Source organism: Kitasatospora sp. MAA4 (assembly GCF_029893355.1).
Classification (GTDB): domain Bacteria; phylum Actinomycetota; class Actinomycetes; order Streptomycetales; family Streptomycetaceae; genus Kitasatospora.
Map to the genome: position 1 here is coordinate 85,563 of NZ_JARZAI010000019.1, position 22,403 is coordinate 107,965.

The window sequence follows — 22,403 nt, forward strand, 5'->3', positions numbered from 1 at the left end:
TCGCACTGCGCACAAGAGTCCACATGTTCGCGCTAAATCAAACAATTATCAGCTGACCGACCGTCACTTCCATGCGGTTCGTACGCCGCTGCGGCCCGCCCGCGCCGCTATCGTGGACAGCCGGGCGGACCGGCGGGCCGTCCGCTCCCCAGCTGAGGACTGGTCATGAAACTCGGTCTGCACTACTGGAACTACTCGACCCCCACCGACCCCGCGCTGATCGGTCCGACGCTGGCGCAGACCGCGCGGATCGCCGAGCAGTCCGGGGTCGACGCGTTCACCGTGATGGATCACTACTTCCAGATGGAGCACCGCACGGGCAGCGCCGACCAGCCGATGCTGGAGGCGTACACAGCGCTCGGGTACGTGGCGGCGCTGACCGAGCGGATGGAACTCGGAGTGCTGGTCACGGGCGTGATGTACCGCCACCCCGGGCTGCTGGCGAAGATCGTCGCCAGCATCGACGTGCTCTCCGGTGGCCGGGCCAGGTTCGGCATCGGAGCCTCCTGGTACGAGCGCGAGCAGCGCGCCCTCGGCGTACCGGTGGTTCCGGTGGGCGAGCGGTTCGAGCGACTGGAGGAGACGCTGCAGATCTGCCTGCAGATGTGGAGCGACGACAACGGCCCCTACCAGGGCCGGCACTACCAGCTGGAGGAGACGCTGTGCGTCCCGCAGCCGCTGCGGCGGCCGCACCCGCCGATCATGATCGGCGGCGGTGGTGAGAAGAAGACCCTGCTGATGGTCGCCCGGTACGCCGACTCCTGCAACCTGTTCGCCACCACACCGGACGAAGTCGCCCACAAGCTCCAGGTGTTGCGTGCGCACTGCGAGGACGAGGGCCGCGACTACGACGCCATCGCGAAGACCGCGGTGGCCGGCGGCCCGGTGCTGGATGACGTCGACGGCTTCCTCGCCTCCGCCGAGCAGTACGCGCGGTTGGGCATCAGTGAGCTCCAGTTGCTGCCGGACCGCCACCCGGTCACCTTCGCCGAACAGGTCGCCGAGCGGGTCCTCCCGCGGCTCGCCGCGATCGGCTAGGGCGCGGTTGGCCGGCCTGCGCGCTCAGGCGTCCGCGTCCGCGGCGGCCAGCAGCTCGCAGGCGTCGAAGTTCATGCAGCCGCAAAGCTCTGGTGCTGGTGCTGCCTCGCGGCTACCGACCGCTCTTCGCCCCCGGCCCGTTCCGGCGCCTGCTGCCCGCGCTGGCGGTGTCGGACCTCGGCGACGGGACGAGCGTGGTCGCGGTGGCGTGGCTGGCGCTGCGGCTCGCTCCGCCCGGTGACGGCGGCCCGCTGGTGGGCGCCGCGGTCGCCGCCTACGCCCTGCCGGGCGCCCTCGGCGCGCTGCTGCTGGGCGGTCGCCTGCGCCGGCTGTCCGCGGGCCGGCCGATCCGCGCCAACGCCTGGACGCGCTGTCCTTCGCCCTGCTCGCCGTGTCCGCCACCTCGGGAGCTGCCGGAGTTGCCGGAGCTGCGGGGCCGGAGCGGCCGGATCCCGCTCACCCGCGTGCTGCCGCCGTGCTGCGGGAGCGGCCCGAACTGCTCGGACTGCTCGTGGTGACCTGGCTGTTCAACCTCTTCTACGGTCCGGTCGAGGTCGCGCTACCGCTGTTCGTCGGCCAGGATCTGCACGCCGGGGCGAGCGTCCTGGGGCTGTACTGGGGGGCCTTCGGCGTCGGTGCGGGGGCGGCCGCTGTGGCCGGTCCTGCTCGGCATCATCGCCGGTCACGGCCTGGCGATGCTGCCGTTCGGCCTGCCGGCGCCGGCCGCCGTCTCGCTGGCGGGCCTCGCGCTGGGCGGTGTGGTCCACGGCCCGTACAGCGCACTGGCCTTCGCCCTGTTCCAGGAGCTCACCCCGGTGGACCTGCTGACCAGCGTCCTCGCGCTGCGCGCGGCCGTCCTGCTGACCGCCGCGCCCGCCGGTGCCGCCCTCGGCGGGCCGCTCACCGCCGCGCTCGGCCCCCGCTGGGTTCTGACCGGCACGGGCCTCGCCATGCTCGTGGTCGCCGCCTGCGCGACGGCGCTGCGGCGGGGCTGTCGGGATGCGCGGGGTGAGGGTTGAGGGTTGAGGGTTGAGATTAGTTGCAGCTGCATTTAATGTATGTGCATGATGAACGACAGCAGGAGCTTCCTCTTTCTCCTTGCCAGCTCCCGGGAGGGCGGCAACACCGAAGCGCTCGCGCGGGAGGCGGCCGCGCAGCTTCCGGCCGGGACCGAGCAGCGCTGGCTGCGGCTGGCGGACCTGCCGCTGCCGGTCTTCGAGGACGTGCGGCATGCGCCGGACGGCGGCGGGCGCGAGCTCGGGGAGAACGAACGGCTGCTGCTCGACGCGACGTTGGCGGCGACCGATGTGGTGATCGCCTCACCGCTGTACTGGTACAGCGTCAGCTCCAGTGCCAAGCTCTACCTGGACTACTGGTCGCACTGGCTGCGGGTGCCGGGGGCCGATTTCAAGGAACGGATGGGCGGCAAGACCTTCTGGGCGGTCAGCGCGCTGGCGAGCGAGGACCAGCAGGTGGCGGAGCCGCTGCTGGGCACGCTGCGGCTGAGTGCTGAGTACTTCGGGGCGCGCTGGGGCGGCGGGTTGCTCGGGTACGCGAACCGGCCCGGGCAGGTGCTGGCGGACGGGCCCGCGCTGGAGCGGGCCCGGGACTTCTTCGCCTCGGCGCGGCGGCCCGTGGGTGCGTCCGGGGTGTAGTTAGCAGAGCTGATGGTGGGGTTGAGCAGAGCTTGCTTCCGTGCGGGGGGACGGTCGGGCAGGGTGGCCGGGCGATGGTGACGGCGGCCGCGCGTGGGGCGCGGCCGCCTCCCGGTGAGGAGAGCGACCCTTGTCCAGGTTCACAACGAGGCGGCTGGCAGGCGCGGCGGCGGTACTGCTGCTCGGCGCGGCGGTATCGGGCTGCTCCTCCGGTGGTGGCGGGAGGACCGGTTCAGCAGTGCCGCCCGCAGGCGTTCGTGGCGCGTCCTACCGCCTGGGCACCCCGCCGAGCGCCGGCGGGTACGCGTTCCACCAGGCCGCCAGTGCCAGTCAGCAGAAGATGTCGGACGCGGAGCAGCAGATCGCCCAGCAGCTCGGCATCACCGGAACGCCGGTCGAGGCTCTCTACGACGATGCGGCGGACAGCGAGTGGATCGTCTTCATCGGCATCAACGCCGGCAGTGGAGGCGGCTTCGACCCCGCCCAGCTGCACGCCAAGCTCTGGCAGCAGCCGTCCACCCACCTGGACGGGACGGGCGACCGGGTCACCACGTCCTGGGAGGACACCGATCCCGGGCCGCACGGCGGTCGGGGGATCTGCTCGCAGACGCTGGAGCAGTCGGGCGCACTGGCCGCCGAGGACAGCGCCTGCCTGTGGATGACCGCGACGACCTTCGGCGAGGTCACCTTCTACCCGAAGGGCTACAGTGACCGGCTGTTGACGGGGTTCACGGTGGTGGACGCCGGGAACCTGATGCGGGCGGTCCGCGCCGACGTCGAGCAGCCGTTGTAGGCGAGGACGGGGTTTTCGTGGAGCTGGATCCCAGGCGGTTGCTGGTGCTGGACGCCGTCGCGCGGTCCGGGGGGATCGCCGCCGCGGCCCGGCGGTTGGGGGTGACCGCATCGGCGGTCTCGCAGGCGCTGGCCCGGCTGGAGCAGCAGGCGGGGCTTGCGCTGCTCGACCGTGCGGGGAACCGGCTGGAACTCACCGAGGCCGGCCGCGCGTTGGCCGCCCGCGGAGCCAGGATCGCGGACGAGCTCACCGGGGCGGCCCAGGATCTCGCCGTGCACGGGCGGATCGCCGGGCGGGTGGCGATCGGCGTCTCGCTCGGTGTCCTGACCGCCACCGCCACCGCCGTCATCCCGCTGCTCGCCGCCGAACATCCGCTGCTGGAAGCGGAGTTGCGTGAGGTGGAGTATCCCGCCGCCCTCCAGCAGCTGCGCCGCGGACTGCTGGACGTGGTCGTCCTCACCGCTGACCGGGACCACCCCACCCCGCTGCCCGACGGCACGGCCTGCGGGGTGGTGATGACGGACGGCTACCGGCTGGTGGTGCCGGAGAGTTGGAGCCCGGTGCCGTCCTCGGCCGCGGAGTTGGCCGGGCTGGCGTGGATCAGCGCCCCGCCGGACTCCGCGCGCGGCCACGCCTTCGCCCGGTTCGCCGCGCAGTACGGGATCCGGCCCGCCCGCGAGCACCTGGCGGTCTCCTCCGCCGCCCTGCGCGCCATGCTGGCAGCGCAGTTGGGGGCCGCCGTGCTGCCCGCCAACGCGGCCGCCCGGCTGCGCTGCCGAACGGTCACGGCCCTGCCGGTCTCCGGCACCTACGAGAGCCGCGTCCTGTACCGGACGTCGCCCGTCGGCCCGTCGCCCGCCGTGGGCGCGGTCCTGCGCGCGCTGCGGCAGGCGGTGCTCGGAGCCGCCGAGGCGCTCGCGGTGCGCGAGGTCCTGGACCGCGAGCCGATCGTCGGGCTGCCGTTCTGGGTGGACGAGGGACAGGGAGGAGTAAGGGAGGAGTAGTCGTCAGAGTGTGCCGGTGCCACGGGTGGTGGCGACGGCGGCGCTGTGCGAGACGGTCCACTCCGGGTGGCCGGGCATCGGCGGGGTGCGGGTGCCGTACAGCCAGTCGGTGAGGAAGCCGCTGAGATCCTGGCCGGAGACCTCGGAGGCGATCGCGATGTAGTCCTGCGTGCTCGCGGTGCCGTTGCGGTGGCGCTGCAGAAAGGTCTGCTCGATCCGCTGGAAGTCGGCCTCGCCGACTTTCTGGCGCAGCGCGTAGAGGACCAGGACGCCGCCGAGGTAGCGCTGGCTGTCGAAGAGGTCCGCCGCGTCGGGCGCGGCCACCGGGCCCGAGTCGTGGCGCCACTGGTCGCCCTTGGCGTAGGTGTCCTTCATCCGCGCCTCGAAGGAGGTCAGGCCGAGCGAGTCGGCCCAGCCGCGCTCGTAGCGGTAGAGCAGTCCGTAGTAGTCGGCGTGCCCCTCGTTGAGCCACAGGTCCGCCCAGCTCTGTGGCGTGACGCTGTCGCCGAACCAGGAGTGCGTCAGCTCGTGCATCATGTGCGAGCCGATCGCGGACTCGCTCTGGCGCAGGAAGTTCGGCTTGTAGAGGGTCAGGGTCTGGGTCTCCAGGCCGGTGAAGCCGAACGCCTCGGGGTCGTCGGTGTTCACGGGCAGTAGCCCGTAGCTCTCCAGCGGGAAGGGCCCGAGGCGCTGCTGCAACCAGTCGAGCTGGCCCGGGGTCAGCGCCAGGGCCGGTTCCAGGTCGGCGGCCCGCGCGGTCGGGACGACGTCCCGCAGCCGGACGCCGGCCGGTCCGGGGCGGTCGCGCACGGTGTAGTGGCCCACCGAGACCTGTACCAGCTCGGTGGCCATCGGGTCGCGGGAGGTGTACGTGCGGGTGGTCTGCCCCTGCTGCTCGGTGGTGCCGGTGAGTGAGCCGTTGGCCACCCCGTACAGCTCGTCCGGAGCGGTCACCCGGATGGTGAAGTCCGCCTTGTCGCTGGGGTGGTCGTTGCACGGGAAGACCGTGTGCGCGCTGTCCGGCTGCCCGGCGATCGCGAACCCGTCGGAAGTCGGCACCCAGCCGCTGTGCGGCAGCGCGGCGCGCGGGTCGGCCGTGTACTGCACCTGGACGGTCATGACGGTGCCCGACTGCACCGGGCTCGCCGGGGTGACGGCGAGCTTCTCGTCGTGCAGCGAGAAGCGGGCCGGCTGCCCGTCGACCTGCACGCTGTGCACGTCCAGGCCCAGCGCGTCGAGTTCGAAGCCGCTCAACGGCCGCAGGCTGCGCGCGGTGACGGCGGCGGTCGCGTCGACCGTGCGGGTCGTGGCGCGGTAGACGAAGTCGAGGTCGTAGCGCAGCGCGTCGTAGCCGGTGTTCCCGAGCGCGGGGAACACCGGATCGCCCAGTCCACCGCTCGCCGTCGCCGCGGCGGCCGGTGGCAGGGCGCCCAGCCAGCAGGCGGCGGCCAGGACGAGGGCCTGTACGGCGCGGGTGCGAGTCGTCGTCATGGTCACGGATCGTAGAGGCGCGGTAGGGCGACGGCCCGGCACGCCGGGATCGGTGGGCGGGTCGCCGTCCGCATCGCGAGACCACCCCGCCGCAGGTCGTACGCCGTCCGGCCCCTAGGGTTGTCGCGGGCATGCCTGACATGCCCATTCGTACGGTTATCCGGGAGGACAGTTGATGGGGGCTCAGGGCGCAGCGCCGCAGGGCGACGACGAGAGCGGCCGCGGGGTCGGGCGGCGGCGATTCCTCGGCTACGTGCTGGCCGGGCCGACGCTGGTGGTCGCCGCACAGCTGGGAGAGGAGGTGCTCGCGCCGACCGAGGCGCAGGCGGCCATCCCGTCCCTGCCCGAGCCGGCCGACATCCTCGACCTGACCGACCTGCTCACCACCGCGGCGCTGCCGACCTCGGGCCTGATCAGCATCCAGCTCAACACCGACGGCACGGCCTCCTTCGCGCTGCCGCGCGCCGAGGTCGGCCAGGGCGTCACCACCTCCACCGCGATGCTGATCGCCGAGGAGCTGGACATCCCGCTCGCGCAGGTGAAGATCACGCTCGCGGACGCCCGACCGGAGCTGCTCTTCAACCAGCTGACCGGCGCCTCCAACACCACCGTCTCGACCTACACCCCGATCCGGGTCGCCGCCGCGACCGCGCGCCAGCGGCTGCTGGCAGCCGCCGCCGCGCAGTTCGGCGTCCCCGCCTCGACGCTGACCACGGCCGCCGGTGTGGTCAGCTCGCCGAGCGGCCAGAGCGCCACCTACGGGTCGCTGGCCGTGGCGGCCGCGAGCCAGGTGACGCTTCAGGTGGGGGTCGCGCTGAAGGCGCAGAGCGACTTCCAGGTGATCGGGACGGCGCAGAACCGGATCGACGCGCTGGACATCGTGACCGGCCGCAAGCAGTTCGCCATGGACCTCTCGGTGCCGAACGCGCTGCCGACCATGGTCTGCCGGCCGCCGACGGTCAACGGCACCCCGCTCTCCGTGCAGAACCTGGCGGCGGTGAAGGCGATGCCGGGCGTCACCGACGTCGTCACCATCGCCACCGGCGTCGCCGTCCGGGCCGCTACCTTCGGCCAGTGCATCGACGCGGTACGGGCGTTGCAGGTGACCTGGGCTCCCGGGACCGAGGACAACTCCTCGGACGCCACCGTGCAGCAGGAGTTGAAGGCGGCCGAACTGCCGCTCGTGGTACCCCCGTTGAACCTGCTGGCGCAGACCGTCGAGGCCACCTTCACGTTCGCCTTCGCCAGCAACAGTGCGCTGGAGCCGAACTGCGCCATCGCCGACGTCCGTCCCGGGCGGGCCGAGGTCTGGGCGGCGGTGAAGGCGCCGATCGTGGCGCAGGGCGCGATCGCCGCCAAGCTGGGGCTGCTGCCGAGTGCCGTCACCGTCCATGTCGTCCAGGGCGGCGGGTCGTTCGGCCGCAAGCTGTTCTTCGACGCGGCCCTGGAGGCCGCCGAGATCTCGCAGCTGATGGGCAAGCCGGTGAAGCTGATGTGGCACCGCACCGACGAGTTCCGCCAGGGCCGCACGCACCCGATGTCCACCTCCCATGTGCGCGCCACGCACGCGCTCGGCCAGGTGCTCACCTTCGAGCAGCGGCACACCTCGGTGGCCACCGACTTCGGTCACGGGCTCGGCGAGGTGATCACCGCGCTGGTGGCCGACCTGCCGGTCGGCGACATCGGATTCTCCGAGACGATCTTCGAGTTGAGCCAGCAGACGCCCTACAACTTCGGCGTCACCACCCAGTTGCTGAGCGAGGTGGACAAGGGCTTCAACACCGGCAGCATGCGCGGCATCTACTCGCCCAACGTGCGCTGCGCCCAGGAGTTGATCGTGGACCGGCTCGCGGCCGGAGTCGGTCAGGACCCGTACCAGTTCCGCCGCCAGACGCTGAAGGACCCGCGGGCCGTCGCCGTCCTCGACAAGGTCGCCCAACTGGGCGACTGGGGCCGGACGATGGCGCCCGGCACGGCCCAGGGCATCGCGCTTCACCCCGAGTACCACAGCGTCGCGGCGATGCTGGTCGAGATCGACTGTACCCCCGCGACCACCGGTCGGCAGATCCCCGACGCGTACACCGGGCCGCGGGTCACCAAGGTCGTCTGCGCCGTGGACGCCGGCCTCGCGGTCAACCCGCTCGGTCTGCAGGCCCAGATGATGGGCGGCATCATGGACGGCATCGCGGTCGCCCTGACCTCCGGCATGCATCTCGACAACGGGGTGTTCCAGGAGGGCAGTTGGGACAACTACTTCTACACCCGGCAGTGGAACACGCCGCCCGACCTGCAGATCGTGGTGATGCCGCCGACCAGCGGTACCCCCGGTGGCGCCGGGGAACTCGCCGTCGGTGCCGCGATGGCGGCGGTCGCCTGCGCCTACGCCCGGGCGACCGGCACCATGCCGACGAGCTTCCCGATCAACCATGCCGCGCCGCTCTCCTTCACCCCGCTGCCGACCACGCCCCCGATCCCGCAGTCGCCCGTCGACGGCCTGCCCCGCGCCTACTAGGAGCACCCCTGTGTCCGCACACACCTTCATCCTCAACGGCAAGCCGGTGTCGGTGGACGTCGAGGACGACGTCCGCCTGCTCTGGGTGCTGCGCGACGTCCTCGGGGTGACCGGCCCCAAGTACGGCTGCGGCCTCGGCGTCTGCCAGGCCTGCACCAGCCACATCAACGGCAAGGCGTTCAACCCCTGCTCGGTGCCGGTCAGCGCGATCCAGCCGACCGACGAGATCACCACCATCGAGGGCCTGCCCGCCACCGTCGGCAAGGACCTGCACCCCATGCAGGAGGCCTGGTTGGAGTACGACGTCGCCCAGTGCGGCTACTGCCAGCCCGGCCAGATCATGGCCGCCGTCGCCAAGGTCCGCCAGGCCCGCGCCGCCGGCCACGAGATCGGCGACGCCGACTTCGACGAGATCCGCAACATCTGCCGCTGCGGGACCTACTTCCGCATCCGCGAGGCGATCACGGCGGGGGCGAAGAACTTCTAGCTCTCACGGTTCTGACGGCTCACAGGTCTCACGGCTCTCACGGCTCTCAAAGGTCTCGGCGGTGGAGGGCGATCGCGGCGATCACCACCGAGACCAGAGGCCAGGCCGCGAAGGTGATCCACGATCCGCCGACCGTCGCCGGGTAGTGCGAGACGAAGGAGTTCGTCGTGTCGACCTCGGCCAGGCGGCGCCAGGCGGTCAGCGGCATGGCGTGCGAGACGTCGGCCGTCCAGTGGTGGGTGTCGGTGAAGAACGAGGGCAGCATGAAGAGCACCAGCACCGTGCCGACGACGGTGGCCGCGCTGTGCCGGATCAACACGCCCAGGCCCAGCCCGATCAGGGCGCAGACCGGGGCGAACAGCGCGGCCGCCGCGACGTACCGCAGGGCGCCGGGGTGGGTGATCGACAGGCCGATGTGCCGTCCGGACAGGACCGCCTGGCTCAGGCCGAACGACGCCCCGGCGACGAAGGCGCCGTAGCCGAGCATGACCGCCGTCAGCACGCACGCCTTGGCCGCCAGCACCGCGCGGCGGTCGGGGACGGCCGCCATGGTGGTGCGGATCATCCCGGTGGCGTACTCGCCGACGATCACCAGGGCGCCGATACTGCCCGCGACGATCATCAGGACGTCGGCGGCGATGATGTTGAACGAGTCGTCCAGCGCCACCTGCACATAGCCGGAGGCCGGATGCGGGTCGCCGACGGGGAAGTAGTCGTAGGTGTACTTCGCGGACTTGAGGTTGGCGCCGATGATGACCAGGGCGCTGAGGGCGAGCACCCAGGACGTCGAGCGCAGTGACCAGATCCTGATCCACTCGGCGGCGAGCAGATCGCGGAACCGGGCGGTGGGGGTCGCGGTGGTCATCGGTGATCTCCTGCGAGGTATTCGACGCTGTCGGCGGTGAGTTCCATGAACGCCTCCTCCAGGGTGGCCGAGTGCGTGGTCAACTCCTGGAGTGCGAGCCGGTGTTCGAGGGCGAGTTCGCCGATCCGGGCCGCATCGAGTCCGGTCGCGGTGAGTGTGCCGTCGCCTGCGGGCTGCACGGTGGCGCCCGCGGTGGTCAACAGGGCTGCCAGCGTTGCGGGTTCGGACGTCCGGACGGTCACGCTCGACCGGGTGCCGCGGGCGGCGAACTGCGTCACGCTCTCGGCGGCGATCAACTCGCCGCGGCCGATGACGATCAGCTGGTCCGCGGTGTTCGCCATCTCGCTCATCAGGTGGCTGGAGACGAACACCGTCCGCCCCTCGGCTGCGAGGCGGCGGAAGAGGCCGCGCACCCACAGCACGCCCTCCGGGTCCAGCCCGTTGAGCGGCTCGTCGAACAGCAGCACCGGCGGATCGCCGAGCAGCGCGGTCGCGATGCCCAGGCGCTGCTTCATGCCGAGCGAGTACCCGCCGATCCGGCGGCCCGCGGCGGCGGACAGCCCGACCTCGCGCAGCACCTCCTCCACCCGGCTGCGTGGGACGGCGTTGGTGCGGGCCAGGGCGCGCAGATGCGCGCGGCCGCTGCGGCCGCCGTGGACGTCGTTCGCGTCGAGCAGCGCGCCGACATGGCGCAGGCCGCGCGGGTGCTCCCGGAACGGGCGGCCGTCGACCGCGGTGCTGCCGCTGGTGGGGGCGTTGAGGCCCAGGATCATGCGCAGAGTGGTGCTCTTGCCGGCGCCGTTCGGGCCGAGGAACCCGGTGACCTGGCCCGGGCGGACGGTGAAGCTGAGGTGGTCGACCGCAGTGGTGCGGCCGTAACGCTTCGTCAGTTCGGTGACTTCGATCATGCGGTCAACGGTGCCGTGGTGGGGACGGGCCGGGCATCGGACCAGAACTGACACTCGGTCGTCGGGCCCGTCGACCCTGGTTGTACAACCGTGGTCCGATGCCCGCACGCGAGCGGCTGGCTACGATCACCGCATGTCCGCGACACCGACCCTGCCCCTGATCAAACGCGTGCCACCGGGCGCCTGGACGGTCCTGGCCTGGTGCACCTCGGTCGCGTACCCCTGCGTCGTGCTCGGCGCCCGACCGGACCACCCGCCGGTGCTCCCGCCCTACCAGGGCCATCGGGAGTGGGCGACCACTGCCCTCGCCACGCTGGTCGTCCTCGCCGCCGCCGCACTGCTGCGCCGCAGGCCGCTGGTGGCGACCGGTCTGCTGATCGCCGCCACGACCGCGGAGACGCAGGCGTGGCGCGCGAACGTCCAGCTTCCGCCGACCGCACTGCTGGCGGTTGATGTCGCGCTCTGCCTGATCACGGCCGGCTGCCCGCGCCGGACCTCGCGCGCCGCCGCGGCCATGGTGCTCGGCGTTCTCTTCAGCCACCTGGCCGGCCTGTCCGAGATGGGCGGCGGCCTGTTCTACACCGGCACCACCATCGGCGCCTCGGACGGCGGCCTGCTGGTGGCCCTCATCGCCTGGCTGGTCGGCCGCTCGATACGCCAGTCCCGCGAGCACGCCGAGACCTTGGGCGCCCAGGCGGCCGAGCAGGCGGTCACCGCCGAACGGCTGCGGATCGCGCGCGAGATGCACGACACGGTGGCGCACAGCATCGGCATCGTCGCCCTTCAGGCCGGTGCGGCGCGGCGGGTCATCGACAGCCGACCGGACCGGGCGCGCGAGGCGTTGACCGAGATCGAGGCCGCCGGGCGGGAGACGCTGGCGGGGCTGCGCCGGATGCTCGGCGCCCTGCGCCAGGCCGACCAGAACGCGGGTGCGGAGGTGACCGCGCTGCACCACATGTCAGGCCTGGCGGACCTCGACCGACTGACCGCCGCGACGACGGCCGCCGGTGTGCGGGTCGACGTCCGCTGGCACGGCGAGCGACGGCCGCTGCTGCCGGAGATCGACCTGGCGGCCTTCCGGATCATCCAGGAGTCGGTCACCAACGTGGTGCGCCATGCCGGCGCCGGCTCCTGCGTGGTGTCCATCGACTGCCGGGAACCGGACGAGGTGGCCATCGAGATCACCGATCGGGGGCGCGGGCGCGGCAGCACCCTCGGCAGCGGCTACGGCCTCGCGGGGCTGCGCGAGCGGGTCGCCCTGCTGCACGGCGAGTTCGGCGCCGCGCCCCGGCCCGACGGCGGCTTCCGCGTCGTGGCCCGGCTGCCTCTGGCGGGATCTGCGGCGGGAGTTGTTGCGGGATCTTCGGTGGGACCTGTTGCGGGAGCTGTGGGGGGAGGGGCGCGATGACCGTCCGCGTCGTACTGGCCGACGACCAGCCGCTGGTCCGGGCCGCATTGGAGATGGTCATCGCCGAAACGTCGGACCTGGAGGTCGTCGGGGAGGCCGCGAACGGCGCCGAGGCGGTCCGGCTGACCGAGGAGCTGCATGCCGACGTGGTGGTGATGGACATCCGGATGCCCGGCATGGACGGCATCGAGGCCACCCGCCTGGTCACCGCAGGCCCGGGAGACGCGCGCGTCGTGGTGCTCACCACCTTCGACGACGACGACTACGTCTACGCCGCGCTGCGGGCGGGTGCCTCCGGATTCCTCGTCAAGGACATGGCGCTGGACGACATCCTCGCCGCGATCCGGGTGGTCGCGGCCGGGGACGCCCTGATCGCGCCGAGTGTCACCCGCCGACTGATCGCCGAGTTCGCCGAGTTCGCGGGACGGCGCGAGCCCGCCTCCGGCGCGTCCGCCTCCTCGGCGGCGCGGATCGGCGGCATCACCGACCGGGAGCGGGAGATCCTCACTCTCGTCGGGCGCGGTCTGTCCAACACCGAGATCGCCGCCGAACTGGTCATCAGCATGGCCACCGTGAAGACGTACGTGACGCGGCTGCTCTCCAAGCTCGGCGCCCGCGACCGCGTGCAGCTGGTCATCCTCGCGTACGAGACGGGCTTGGTGACGCTGCCGAGCTGAGCGCGGGAAAGCCGCGATGCTTTCCGTTCCTCAAATAATGCTCAAGTATTCCGTCGCCGGGGAATAGTTAACTCATCAGTAGGGTGGCCGGTATTCATCGAGAGGTTTACGGAATTCAGGTATTCGGGCTATCTTTCCTGGCGTTGCCATTGCCGTCACGCAGGAAGGTCAGCAGAAGGCCATGACCACGGATACCAGCTCCAGTTCCGAAACCGTCCCGGATCGGGCCGTTCACGAAGCGGCAGCCGGCGGGAAGTTGCAGGCGGGACTGAAGAACCGTCATCTCTCGATGATCGCGATCGGCGGCGTGATCGGTGCCGGACTGTTCGTCGGCTCGGGTGCCGGAATCGCGGCCACCGGGCCGGGGATCCTGCTCTCCTACGCGCTGGCCGGCGTGCTGGTCGTGATGGTCATGCGGATGCTCGGGGAGATGGCCGCGGCGGACCCGCAGAGCGGCTCGTTCTCCGCGTACGCGGATCGCGCGCTCGGGCGGTGGGCCGGGTTCACCATCGGCTGGCTGTACTGGTTCTTCTGGGTCGTGGTGCTGGCGGTGGAGGCGACCGCGGGGGCGAAGATCCTCAACGGGTGGATCCCGGGCGTCCCGCAGTGGGCGTTCGCGCTGATCGTGATGGCGGTGCTGACCGCCACCAACCTCTTCTCGGTCGCTTCGTACGGGGAGTTCGAGTTCTGGTTCGCGGGCATCAAGGTGGTGGCGATCGCCGCCTTCATCGTGATCGGCGTGCTGGCGGTGTTCGGGCTGCTGCCCGGCACGCACGCGGTCGGCACGACCAATCTGACCGGCCACGGCGGCTTTCTGCCGCACGGCGTCGGCGCGGTGTTCCACGGCATGCTGACGGTGGTCTTCGCGTTCATGGGCAGCGAGATCGTCACCTTGGCCGCCGGCGAGTCGGCCGACCCGGAGAAGGCGGTCAAGGGGGCCACCAACAGCGTGATCTGGCGCATCGGCATCTTCTACCTGGGATCGATCGCCATCGTCGTGACGCTGCTGCCGTGGGACTCCGCCAAGCTGCTCGGCAGCCCGTACGTCGCGGTCCTTGAGCATGTCGGGATCCCGGGCGCCGCGCAGGTGATGAACGTGATCGTCCTGACGGCCGTGCTGTCCTGCCTCAACTCCGGCCTGTACACGGCCTCCCGGATGGCCTTCTCGCTGGGGCAGCGCGGGGACGCGCCGAAGGCGTTCGCCTCGGTCAGCTCGCGCGGGGTACCGCGTACGGCGATCCTCTCGTCGGTGGTCTTCGGCTTCCTGGCGGTCTTCTTCAACTACACCTCGCCGGGCACGGTCTTCCAGTTCCTGCTGAACTCCTCGGGTGCGGTGGCGCTCTTCGTCTGGCTGGTGATCTGCTTCTCGCAGCTGCGGATGCGGAAGATCATCGAGCGCGAGGCCCCGGAGCGGCTGACCGTGCGGATGTGGCTCTACCCCTACCTGACCTGGGCGACCATCGGCCTGATCGGCTTCGTGGTCGGCTACATGTTCACCGACCACGACGGGCGGATCCAGATGATCCTCTCGCTGGTGGCCGCTGCCGTGGTGCTGGCGGCCGCCGCGATCGTCGACCGCCGGCGCAAGGCCGCCGCGGCGGGGTAGCGGCTGACGGGCGACCGCTGATCGGTGACCGCTGATCGGTGACCGCCCCGGTCCGCAGGAATGGACCGGGGCGGTCACCGCAGGGCTGTCATTGCACCGCCGTCATTGCAGGGCCGTCATTGCAGGGCCGTCACTTACCGGTGCCGGCGGGTGCCGCCGGTTCGGGCTGCACGCATCGCCACCCGGGCGGTGAGCAGCTCGCGGGCCCCTCCTCCTCGACGGCCGGGGCGTCCTTGCGCTGCGGGTCGGGCGTACCCGCCGCGGGATCGTCGGTCGAGGGTGAAGCCGGGCCGGAGGGGTTCTGGCTGGTGGCTGTCATCTCAGGTCTCCTTGCTTCGGTGGCGGTTCAGTGAGGCTGGGCCGCGGTGACCGGTCGCTTCGGGCGACAGTTCGACTTTCGCGCTTGCCGTGTCCCGGAGTCATGAGCCAGCGGTCCTGTTTCTCCTGGGACCTTCTGGGACCGGTGCGGTGGTCGGTGGTCGGTGGGTCAGCGGCTCGGTGAGGCGGGGGAAGACCGCGCTGACCACCGTGCCCCGGGCGTCGTTCGCGATGGAGAACCGGCCGCCCAGCTCCTCGGCGCGCTCGGCCATCGAGAGCAGCCCGACACCGGAGCTCGGGCGGTGGTCGGGGAACCCGGCGCCGTCGTCCCGGGCCTCCACGGTGACCTCCTCCGGCCCGACCCGCAGGACCAGCCTGGCGCGTCCGGCGCCGGAGTGGCGCAGCACGTTGTTCAGGGCCTCGCCGGCGATCCGGTAGACGGCGACCTCCACGGCGGCCGGCAGCGGCGGCAGCGGGTCCGGCGCCAGCTCGACGGCGACCCGCAGCCGCCCGCCGTCCAGTCGCCCGGCCAGCTGGCGCAGCGCGTCGGCCAGGCCGACCCGGACCAGTTCGGCAGGGGCCATGCCGTCGGTGATCCGGCGCAGCTCGTCGATGGCCTGACCGATGCCCTCGGCTGCGGCGAGCAGCGAGGCGCGGGCGGCGGAGCCGGCGGGCAGGCTGCTGCCGGTGGCGTCGACCTGCAGGCGCAGGCCGGAGAGCGTCGGGCCGAGGCCGTCGTGCAGATCGTGGCGCAGCCGTCGCCGCTCCTCCTCGCGGGCCAGCACGAGCCGCCGGCGGCTGGCCTGCAGGTCCTCGGAGAGGCGCAGGCAGGCGATCGAGGGGGCGGCCTGGTCGGCCAGGAAGCGCAGGACGACCTGGTCCTGGCGGTCCAGCGCGAGTTCACCGGAGCGCGGCGGGGCGTACAGCTCGCCGATCTCCAGACCCTCGTAGATGAGGGGGAAGACCTCGCTCTCCGGCCCGGCCCGGCCGAGCAGCGCCAGTTCACGCGACCCGCTGCGGGTGTGCACGACCACCCGGGCGCCGGGCAGGCCGAGCGTGCGGACGACGGTGTCGCAGAGCAGCGGCGGCGCGTCGCCCGGGTCGACGGCCCGGCCGAGGTGCTCGGCCAGCGCGCGGACCACCTTGTAGGGATGGGCGCGCTCGCCGTAGAAGAAGCGCTCGACGGCCCGGTTGATGACGCCCGCGCTGGGGCGCACCAGGATGCCGACGACCAGCGCGCAGCCCGCCATCAGCTGCGCGTCGGCGCCGGAGGCGCCGGGCAGCAGGTGGGGCAGCTCCAGGGCGAGCAGGAAGTAGCCGAAGATCAGCGCCCCGGTCAGCAGGAAGCTGGTGAGCACCCGCCGGGTGGTGCGGTCCAGCGACCAGGAGCGGTCCCGGGCGAAGGCGTAGCAGAGCGCGAGCGGCCACAGGGCGGCGGTGAGCGTGGCGAGGACGTCCAGCACGGGGATGCTGAGGCCCAGCCGCTCGCCGAAGAGCACCAGGACCAGCCAGGCCAGGTAGGGCAGCAGTACCACGCCCTGGTGTGGGCGCACGGTCGGCGAGCGGCGCCACCGCACGGCGGCGACCACCAGGTTGAACAGCAGCAGCCCGGAGGCGATCCAGAGGATCCGGGAGTCCAGCGCGTTGGAGAGCCCGGTCGCGGCCCTCGCCCAGCCGCCTTGCACGAACGGGCTCGGCAGCCCGTACCAGTCGGGGGCCGTCGCGTGCCCGTCGTAGGACTGGACGGCGCTCCAGAGCAGCAGGGCGCCCGCGTACCAGGGGCCCCAGCCGCGCGGCAGCCGCCCGTCGGGGAACCAGAGCGCCACCGCGTACATCACGAAGAGCAGGAGCGTTTCGCTCAGCACCAGGACGGCCCCGCCCAGTGCGCCGCCGGCCCGGCCCGCGCCGGTGACCGCGAGGGTGAACAGCAGGAAGCGGGACAGGCAGGTGGCGAACCCGGCGGCCAGCAGCGTCCGGCCCAGCGAACGGCCGGAGTGGTGCGCCAGGATGAACAGCCCTGACAGCGCGAAGCCGAGGCCGAGCAGGATGTTGGTGCGGTCGAACGCGATGTCCCGGTTGTGCGCGTGATCGTCCAGATGGGTGAGCGCGAGGGCCACCCAGCCGAGCGCGCAGAACAGGGTCAGGCCGCAGAGGCCGTAGGCGGTGGCGAGCCCGGAGGTGCTCGGGCCGGCCCGGGTGGCGGTTCGGGCTGCGGGTGGCGCGGCGGTGGGCGCCGAGCCCTCGGGTGTGCTGGTGGCTGTGCGCATCCGGCCCTCCTCGGGTACCCGTCCCTGGTGACGCCTGCCATCCTCGGCGGCCTCGTGTCCCGGTCGCATGAGCCGTGCGTCCTGTCCTCGGCGCGCTCTCGTGCGGGACCGGTGGGGCTGCGGGACCAGTTGCGGACCAGTGGGGCCTAGCTGTCGCCGAGACCCATGTCGCGGGCCCGGGCGACGGCTTCGGCGCGGCTGGCCACGTTGAGCTTCTCGAAGATGTGCGTGACGTGGTTGCGGACGGTCTTCTCGGCGACCACCAGCTCGCGCGCGATCCGGTGGTTGTCCAGGCCGCGCGCCACCAGGTCGAGCACCTCGCACTCGCGCGCGGTCAGGGAGGGGAAGAGCTGGCCGGCGTCGTGCAGCCGGCTGCCCGCCAGCAGCGTGGTGATCCGAGCTGCGACGTCCGAACCGAACACCGCCCCGCCGGCCGCCACCGTCCGTACCGCATGCAGGACTTCCTGGCGCCCGGCGCCCTTGACCAGGTAGCCGCGGGCGCCGGCCTGCAGCGCGGCCAGCAGGCTGCCGTCGTCGTCGGCCATCGTGAGCATCAGGACGGGCGAGTCCGGGCACTGCGCGGCGAGGCGGCGGGTGGCCTCGAGGCCGGAGGCGTCCGGCAGGTTGAGGTCCATGATGACGACGTTCGGGCGGTGCCCCGCGACGGCGTCCGGCACGGCGCCCGCGGTCTGCGCCTCGGCCACCACCCGGACCCCCGGATCGGTCTCCAGTGCGGCCCGCAGGCCCTCCCGGAAGAGCGGGTGGTCGTCGACGATCAGGACCCGCACGAGGGTGTCGGCCGGGCGGCCGTCCGGGCTGTGTCCCCGGCTGTCTTCAGGCTGCTCATCCACGAGTTGAACACTATCAGTAACTGCTCGATGACTTACCGCTGACCTCAGTCGATCAGTAGCACGGGCTTGACGGCCCGTCCGGAACGCGCCTCCCGCGCGGCCTGCTCGATCTGCTCGAAGGGGAAGGTGCGCACCAGTTCGTCCACCGGCAGGCGGCCGGACCGGTAGAGCTCGACCAGCGCCGGGAGGAACCGCTGCGGCAGGCTCGCACCCTGGTTGATGCCGACGATCCGCGGTCCCCGGTCCAGCAGTTGGGGCACGTCGAGGCCGACCTCGGTCCCGGCCGGTGGTGCGCCGACCACCCCGCACATCCCGCCGACGGCGAGCGCGGCGACTGCCTGCCGCAAAGCCCGGACGTCGCCGCTGGTCTCCAGGGTGCGCTCGGCGCCGCGCCCGCCCGTCAGTTCGGCCAGCGCGGCGACCGGGTCGGCCTCGTGTGCGTCGATCACCTCGGTGGCGCCCAGTCGCCGGGCGAGGTCGAGGCGTCCCGGGTGCAGATCCACCGCGACGATCCGGGTGGCGGCGGTCAGCCGGGCGGCCAGCACGGCTGACAGGCCCACCGCGCCGGCCCCGAAGACCGCCAGCGTGTGGCCGGGTTCGGGTCGCAGCACGTTCAGGACCGCGCCGGCGCCGGTCTGCACGCCGCAGCCGAACCCCGCGAGCGCCTGCGCGGGCAGCTCGGAGGGCACCGGGACCACGTTGCGGTCGGAGGCGAGGGCGAGGGTGGCGAACGAGGACTGGCCGAAGAAGTGCCCGTTCAGCGGCTGCCCGTCGCCGCCCCACAGGGTGGGCGAGCCGTCCAGTCGCCGCCCGCCGAAGAGGTTCAGTGCGGGCCAGTGTGCGCACTGGACAGGCCGACCCTCGCGGCAGGGCGAGCAGTCGCCGCAGGAGTCGAAGGTCGCCACGACGGTGTCGCCGGGGGCAGTGGCGGTGACCGCGCCGCCGACGCCGACAACCGTGCCGACCGCCTCGTGGCCGAGCACGCCCGGCAGCGGGAACGGGGTGTGGCCGGCCCGCACGCTCAGGTCGGTGTGGCAGATGCCGACGGCGCGCACCCGGAGCAGGACCTCGTGCGGGCGCGGCTCGGCGACCCGGATCTCTTCGAGCGTGAAGGGCAGCCCCGGGGCGCGGGCGACGGCGGCGGTGGCGGTGGGCATGGCAGTGGTGGCCTTTCTGGAGGGGCCGTCAGGGCAGCAGGGCGCCCTGGCGGGCCGTGCGCAGGGCCTGCGCGACGATGGTGAGGGTGGGATTGACGGCGGCGGAGGACGGGAAGAAGCCGGCGTCCACCACGAACAGGTTCCGCACCTGGTGGCTGCGGCAGTACGGATCCAGCACCGAGCGCGCCGGGTCCTGGCCGGCCACCACCGTGCCGCACTGGTGGCCGGTGGCCTCGATGCCCAGGCGGTGCGACAGCACCAGGGGGTAGCCGGCTCGGTGCAGCATCCGTCGGGCGGCGCGCAGCAGGCCGCGGTGGGCGCGCAGGTTGGTGGCCTCGCGGTGCAGGACGATCCCGCCGTCCGGCGCCAGGGTGACCCGGTTGCGCGGGTCGGGGAGGTCCTCGGACATCACCCACCAGTCCAGGCTGTGCGCGCTGACGGCGCCGCGCAGTCGCCACGGGACCGTGCCGGGCAGCATGGCCGGGCCGATCTTGCCCATCAACTGCAGGTTGCCGAGCGGGAAGGCGCCGTGCGGGCCGGACCGGTAGAAGTCGTTGAGAGCCAGTGTCTTCTGGAAGGTGACGGGGTTGCGGCGGCGCGGGTCGACCGCGAGGAGCACGCTGTTGTTGTGCAGCATCAGGTTGCGGCCGACCAGGCCGGAGCCGTTGGCCAGCCCGTCCGGATGGGACGGACTGCGCGAACGCAGCAGAAGGGCAGCCGAGTTGACGGCCCCGCAGGAGACCACCACGGCGCCGGCCCGGACGGTGGTGGGCCGCCCGCCGCGCTGTACCTGGACGGCGGTGACGGCGCGGCCGGCCGGATCGGTGTCCAGCCGGGTGGCGTAACTGCCGGTGAGCAGGCGGACCGTGCCGCTGCGCAGGGCGGGGCGCAGCGCGCGGGTCTCGGCGTCGCTTTTGGCGCCCACCTGACACGGGAACGCGTCGCAGGTGCCGCACCGGCGGCAGGTTCGCCCGGGGCCCAGGTCGATCCCGAGCTCCAGCGGGTAGGGGTGCAGCCCCTGGGCGCGGAGCCGCAGTTCGAGGTCGGCGACATAGGGTTCGTGCGGGACGGGTGGGTGTGGGAACGGGCCGGAGCGAGGTCCGGCGGTGGGGTCGCCGACGTGGCCGTCCCCGCCGTGGACGCGGAAGAGGCGTTCGGCCTCGGCGTAGTAGGGCTCCAGCGCATGGTAGTCGAACGGCCATGCGGGAGAGGTGCCCTGGAGGTGTTCGACCGGGCCGAAGTCGTCCTCGCGCAGCCGCGGCAGGCCGGCGCCGTAGACCTTGGTGGTGCCGCCGACGTAGTAGTGCGCGGTGGAGTCGAACGGCCGGCCGAGGGCGCCCGTGCGATCGGCCGTCCGCCAGGGCTCGGCGTTGTGGTAGCGGCGCTCGCCGAAGACGGCCCGGGCGGACCAGTTCTCCGGCTCGCGCGGCAGGAAGCCGCCGCGTTCCAGTACCAGCACCCGGGCACCGCTGCCGGCCAGCGCCCACGCGGTGGTCGCCCCGCCGGCCCCGGAGCCGATGATCACCACGTCGGCGTCGTAGCGGTCGTCCGCGGAACCGACCACGGGCGGCGCACCGGTGGCCCAGATGTCGGTCATCTCCGCACTCCTTGCTGCTGGTTGAGTCGGCGCGGATCGAAGAGCCGGACCGCGGTGGTCTCCTGGAAGGGCAACTCGTCAGGAAAATGGACGAGTTCCAGCTGCATCCCCCAGGGTGTGGTGAGGTAGACCCAGCGCGCCCCGGCGATCGGCCCGTCGGTGACGGTGTCGATCCCGCCGAGCACCCGGACTCCCGGGCGGGCCGCCAGTTGCGCGACCGCGGCGTCGATGTCCTCGGTCCACAGGGCGAGATGGTGGCCGCCCCAGTCGCTGTTGAGCGGCAGTGCGCGGCGCTGGTCGGGGACGGCGTACTCGAAGAGTTCCAGGTTGACGGCAGGGCCGAGCCGGAGCATGGCGAGCCGCACGACGGCCCGGGGGTGAACGCCGAGGTGGCGGGTCGTCCAGTCGCCGTCCGGGTCGCTGATCGGCCCGGCACGGTAGGCGAGTTCGGCGCCGAGTGCTTCAGTGAAGAAGGTGATGGCCTGTTCGAGGTCGGGCACGGTGTAGGCGACGTGGTGAACGGCGCCGACCAGCGGGCCGGTGCGGGGGGTCATGGGGTCGCTCCTCGGTTGCTCAGATCGGGTCTGCGGGAGGGGAGTCGGCTGCTGACGGTGTCCGGCAGGACGGTCAGGCAGAGCAGCTCGGCGCCGAGCGGGCCGCCGTGCAGGTGGACCTCCCGGCCGTGCGGGGCGAGCACCAGGTCGCCCTCGACGAGGGTGCGCCGGCTGCCGCCGCGGACGGAGTCGTCGAGCAGGGCGACCGGGCCGCGCAGCACGTACCAGGCGGCCTCGGTGCCGTCGCGGCCGGTCAGGTCGTAGCAGGCCGCCGGGCTGAGCCGGATGTGCTCGAAGGCCTCGCACTCGCTGTGCAGCATGCCCCGGCGGGCCAGGCAGCGGATCCTGATCCGGTGGGTACCCGGGCCGACCAGGACGGTCGGCCGGGCGGTGTCGGTGACAATCACGATGCTCCGCCTCCTTCCGCCGCGCCTGGTACCGCCAGCACGGCGTGCAGGTACTCCAGTCCGTCCGGCCCGGCGGTCAGGACGGCGCCGGTGCCCAGGGGCAGGGTGAGCGCGGTGCCGGGGGCGAGCGGGACCCGCAGTTCGCCGGTCTGCGCGCCGCCGGGCGCGGCCCGGCCGCCGCCGGCGGTGACGAAGGCGGTGTGTTCGACTGCGTCGGCGGCAAGTTCCGCGCGCTCGCCGGGCCGCAGTCGGACGATCCGCAGTCGGCGCAGCGGTCCGGAGAGGACCACACTCGGATCGATCGATCCCACCCTGCGCAGGTTGGTGACGACCGTGCTGCGCATCACTGGTGCGGGGCCGGCCGGGTAGCTGGGGTAGCTGGGGTGGGTGGGGTGGGTGGGGTGCTGTGCGGGGAGCTTGACGGCGGTCATCTCGATCACCAGCCATTCCAGGGGTTCGGGTCCGGTGTTGCGCAGGCCGTGGCGGGTGCCGAGGCCGGTGAGAACCACGTCGCCGGCCTCGACGCGGACGGTGCGTCCGTCCAGGGAGATCTCGCCCCGGCCGGAGAGCAGGACGTAGACCTCCTCGGTGCGGGTGTGCAGGTGCTCGCCGCTGACCGCGCCGGGCGGCAGGCAGGCCCACTCGACGGCCTCCCAGCCGCCGAGCAGTCCAGGGCGGCGGGCCAGGCACGTCCAGTGCGTCAACCCTTCGGTGCCGTGGACGCCGTGGACGTCGGCGGGACCCCGGGTGCTGGCGACGATGACGGCGCGTCGCATGGTGTGCCTCCTTGGCTGGCTTCTTGGGCTGC

At 72.5% G+C, this 22,403-nt stretch carries 23 protein-coding genes; 11 read left to right on the forward strand and 12 right to left on the reverse strand.

Annotation, left to right across the window (positions count from 1 at the left end; all coding sequences use genetic code 11):
* Nucleotides 1-165: 165 nt before the first annotated feature.
* From P3T37_RS24630 to P3T37_RS24655, 6 genes are all read left to right on the forward strand, one after another.
* On the forward strand, nucleotides 166-1,038 hold the full coding sequence (locus P3T37_RS24630) for an LLM class F420-dependent oxidoreductase (RefSeq protein WP_280726007.1): 873 nt from the start codon (nucleotides 166-168) through the stop codon (nucleotides 1,036-1,038).
* Nucleotides 1,039-1,130: 92 nt separating this feature from the next.
* On the forward strand, nucleotides 1,131-1,556 hold the full coding sequence (locus P3T37_RS24635) for a hypothetical protein (RefSeq protein WP_280726008.1): 426 nt from the start codon (nucleotides 1,131-1,133) through the stop codon (nucleotides 1,554-1,556).
* 117 nt (nucleotides 1,557-1,673) lie between these two features.
* Complete coding sequence (locus P3T37_RS24640; protein WP_280726009.1) at nucleotides 1,674-2,057, forward strand: hypothetical protein; 384 nt, start codon at nucleotides 1,674-1,676, stop codon at nucleotides 2,055-2,057.
* A gap of 48 nt (nucleotides 2,058-2,105) precedes the next feature.
* Nucleotides 2,106-2,693: an NAD(P)H-dependent oxidoreductase gene (locus P3T37_RS24645; RefSeq protein ID WP_280726085.1), complete on the forward strand. Its 588-nt coding sequence runs from the start codon at nucleotides 2,106-2,108 to the stop codon at nucleotides 2,691-2,693.
* Between the two features lie 130 nt (nucleotides 2,694-2,823).
* Nucleotides 2,824-3,486 carry a hypothetical protein gene (locus P3T37_RS24650; protein WP_280726010.1) on the forward strand — a complete coding sequence of 221 codons (663 nt, stop codon included), beginning with the start codon at nucleotides 2,824-2,826 and terminating at the stop codon, nucleotides 3,484-3,486.
* Nucleotides 3,487-3,503: 17 nt separating this feature from the next.
* Entirely contained in the window at nucleotides 3,504-4,490 is a 987-nt protein-coding gene (locus P3T37_RS24655; RefSeq protein ID WP_280726011.1) for a LysR family transcriptional regulator, read from the forward strand.
* A gap of 3 nt (nucleotides 4,491-4,493) precedes the next feature.
* On the opposite strand, the gene P3T37_RS24660 is transcribed toward P3T37_RS24655, so the two are convergent.
* Nucleotides 4,494-5,981, reverse strand: a complete 1,488-nt coding sequence (locus tag P3T37_RS24660) for a M1 family metallopeptidase (RefSeq protein ID WP_280726012.1) — start codon at nucleotides 5,979-5,981, stop codon at nucleotides 4,494-4,496.
* Between the two features lie 175 nt (nucleotides 5,982-6,156).
* On the opposite strand from P3T37_RS24660, the gene P3T37_RS24665 reads away from it, so the two are divergent.
* On the forward strand, nucleotides 6,157-8,493 hold the full coding sequence (locus P3T37_RS24665) for a molybdopterin cofactor-binding domain-containing protein (protein WP_280726013.1): 2,337 nt from the start codon (nucleotides 6,157-6,159) through the stop codon (nucleotides 8,491-8,493).
* 10 nt (nucleotides 8,494-8,503) lie between these two features.
* Nucleotides 8,504-8,980: a 2Fe-2S iron-sulfur cluster-binding protein gene (locus P3T37_RS24670; RefSeq protein ID WP_280726014.1), complete on the forward strand. Its 477-nt coding sequence runs from the start codon at nucleotides 8,504-8,506 to the stop codon at nucleotides 8,978-8,980.
* 46 nt (nucleotides 8,981-9,026) lie between these two features.
* On the opposite strand, the gene P3T37_RS24675 is transcribed toward P3T37_RS24670, so the two are convergent.
* Both P3T37_RS24675 and P3T37_RS24680 read right to left on the reverse strand, forming a co-directional pair.
* Entirely contained in the window at nucleotides 9,027-9,845 is an 819-nt protein-coding gene (locus tag P3T37_RS24675) for an ABC transporter permease subunit (protein WP_280726015.1), read from the reverse strand.
* The gene (locus tag P3T37_RS24680; RefSeq protein WP_280726016.1) at nucleotides 9,842-10,753 is read right to left on the reverse strand and encodes an ATP-binding cassette domain-containing protein; all 912 of its coding nucleotides are present in this window, start codon (nucleotides 10,751-10,753) and stop codon (nucleotides 9,842-9,844) included. Before P3T37_RS24680 ends, P3T37_RS24675 begins: the two co-directional genes overlap by 4 nt.
* 133 nt (nucleotides 10,754-10,886) lie before the next feature.
* Between P3T37_RS24680 and P3T37_RS24685 the strand changes: the two genes are divergently transcribed.
* Both P3T37_RS24685 and P3T37_RS24690 read left to right on the forward strand, forming a co-directional pair.
* Entirely contained in the window at nucleotides 10,887-12,161 is a 1,275-nt protein-coding gene (locus P3T37_RS24685) for a sensor histidine kinase (protein WP_280726017.1), read from the forward strand.
* Nucleotides 12,158-12,838, forward strand: coding sequence for a response regulator transcription factor (locus P3T37_RS24690; RefSeq protein WP_280726018.1), 681 nt, complete (start codon nucleotides 12,158-12,160; stop codon nucleotides 12,836-12,838). Before P3T37_RS24685 ends, P3T37_RS24690 begins: the two co-directional genes overlap by 4 nt.
* 115 nt (nucleotides 12,839-12,953) lie before the next feature.
* Here P3T37_RS24690 and P3T37_RS24695 read toward each other — a convergent pair whose 3' ends face one another.
* The gene (locus P3T37_RS24695) at nucleotides 12,954-13,121 is read right to left on the reverse strand and encodes a hypothetical protein (RefSeq protein ID WP_280726019.1); all 168 of its coding nucleotides are present in this window, start codon (nucleotides 13,119-13,121) and stop codon (nucleotides 12,954-12,956) included.
* Nucleotides 13,122-13,127: 6 nt separating this feature from the next.
* Here P3T37_RS24695 and P3T37_RS24700 point away from each other — a divergent pair, with 6 nt between their 5' ends.
* Complete coding sequence (locus tag P3T37_RS24700; RefSeq protein ID WP_280726020.1) at nucleotides 13,128-14,444, forward strand: amino acid permease; 1,317 nt, start codon at nucleotides 13,128-13,130, stop codon at nucleotides 14,442-14,444.
* A gap of 130 nt (nucleotides 14,445-14,574) precedes the next feature.
* Here P3T37_RS24700 and P3T37_RS24705 read toward each other — a convergent pair whose 3' ends face one another.
* The 8 genes from P3T37_RS24705 to P3T37_RS24740 all read right to left on the reverse strand — a co-directional run bounded on the left by P3T37_RS24705 (nucleotide 14,575) and on the right by P3T37_RS24740 (nucleotide 22,371).
* Nucleotides 14,575-14,763 (reverse strand): hypothetical protein, encoded by a 189-nt coding sequence (locus P3T37_RS24705; RefSeq protein WP_280726021.1) that lies wholly within the window; start codon nucleotides 14,761-14,763, stop codon nucleotides 14,575-14,577.
* A gap of 100 nt (nucleotides 14,764-14,863) precedes the next feature.
* On the reverse strand, nucleotides 14,864-17,029 hold the full coding sequence (locus tag P3T37_RS24710) for a histidine kinase (protein WP_280726022.1): 2,166 nt from the start codon (nucleotides 17,027-17,029) through the stop codon (nucleotides 14,864-14,866).
* Nucleotides 17,030-17,175: 146 nt separating this feature from the next.
* Nucleotides 17,176-17,880 carry a response regulator transcription factor gene (locus P3T37_RS24715; protein ID WP_280726023.1) on the reverse strand — a complete coding sequence of 235 codons (705 nt, stop codon included), beginning with the start codon at nucleotides 17,878-17,880 and terminating at the stop codon, nucleotides 17,176-17,178.
* A gap of 44 nt (nucleotides 17,881-17,924) precedes the next feature.
* A complete protein-coding gene (locus P3T37_RS24720) occupies nucleotides 17,925-19,037 on the reverse strand; it encodes an NAD(P)-dependent alcohol dehydrogenase (RefSeq protein ID WP_280726024.1) in 1,113 nt (370 codons plus the stop codon).
* Nucleotides 19,038-19,065: 28 nt separating this feature from the next.
* Nucleotides 19,066-20,634, reverse strand: coding sequence for a GMC family oxidoreductase (locus P3T37_RS24725; RefSeq protein ID WP_280726025.1), 1,569 nt, complete (start codon nucleotides 20,632-20,634; stop codon nucleotides 19,066-19,068).
* Complete coding sequence (locus P3T37_RS24730) at nucleotides 20,631-21,188, reverse strand: VOC family protein (protein WP_280726026.1); 558 nt, start codon at nucleotides 21,186-21,188, stop codon at nucleotides 20,631-20,633. Before P3T37_RS24730 ends, P3T37_RS24725 begins: the two co-directional genes overlap by 4 nt.
* Nucleotides 21,185-21,595, reverse strand: a complete 411-nt coding sequence (locus P3T37_RS24735; RefSeq protein ID WP_280726028.1) for a hypothetical protein — start codon at nucleotides 21,593-21,595, stop codon at nucleotides 21,185-21,187. Before P3T37_RS24735 ends, P3T37_RS24730 begins: the two co-directional genes overlap by 4 nt.
* The gene (locus P3T37_RS24740) at nucleotides 21,592-22,371 is read right to left on the reverse strand and encodes a cupin domain-containing protein (RefSeq protein WP_280726029.1); all 780 of its coding nucleotides are present in this window, start codon (nucleotides 22,369-22,371) and stop codon (nucleotides 21,592-21,594) included. Before P3T37_RS24740 ends, P3T37_RS24735 begins: the two co-directional genes overlap by 4 nt.
* Nucleotides 22,372-22,403: the final 32 nt, after the last annotated feature.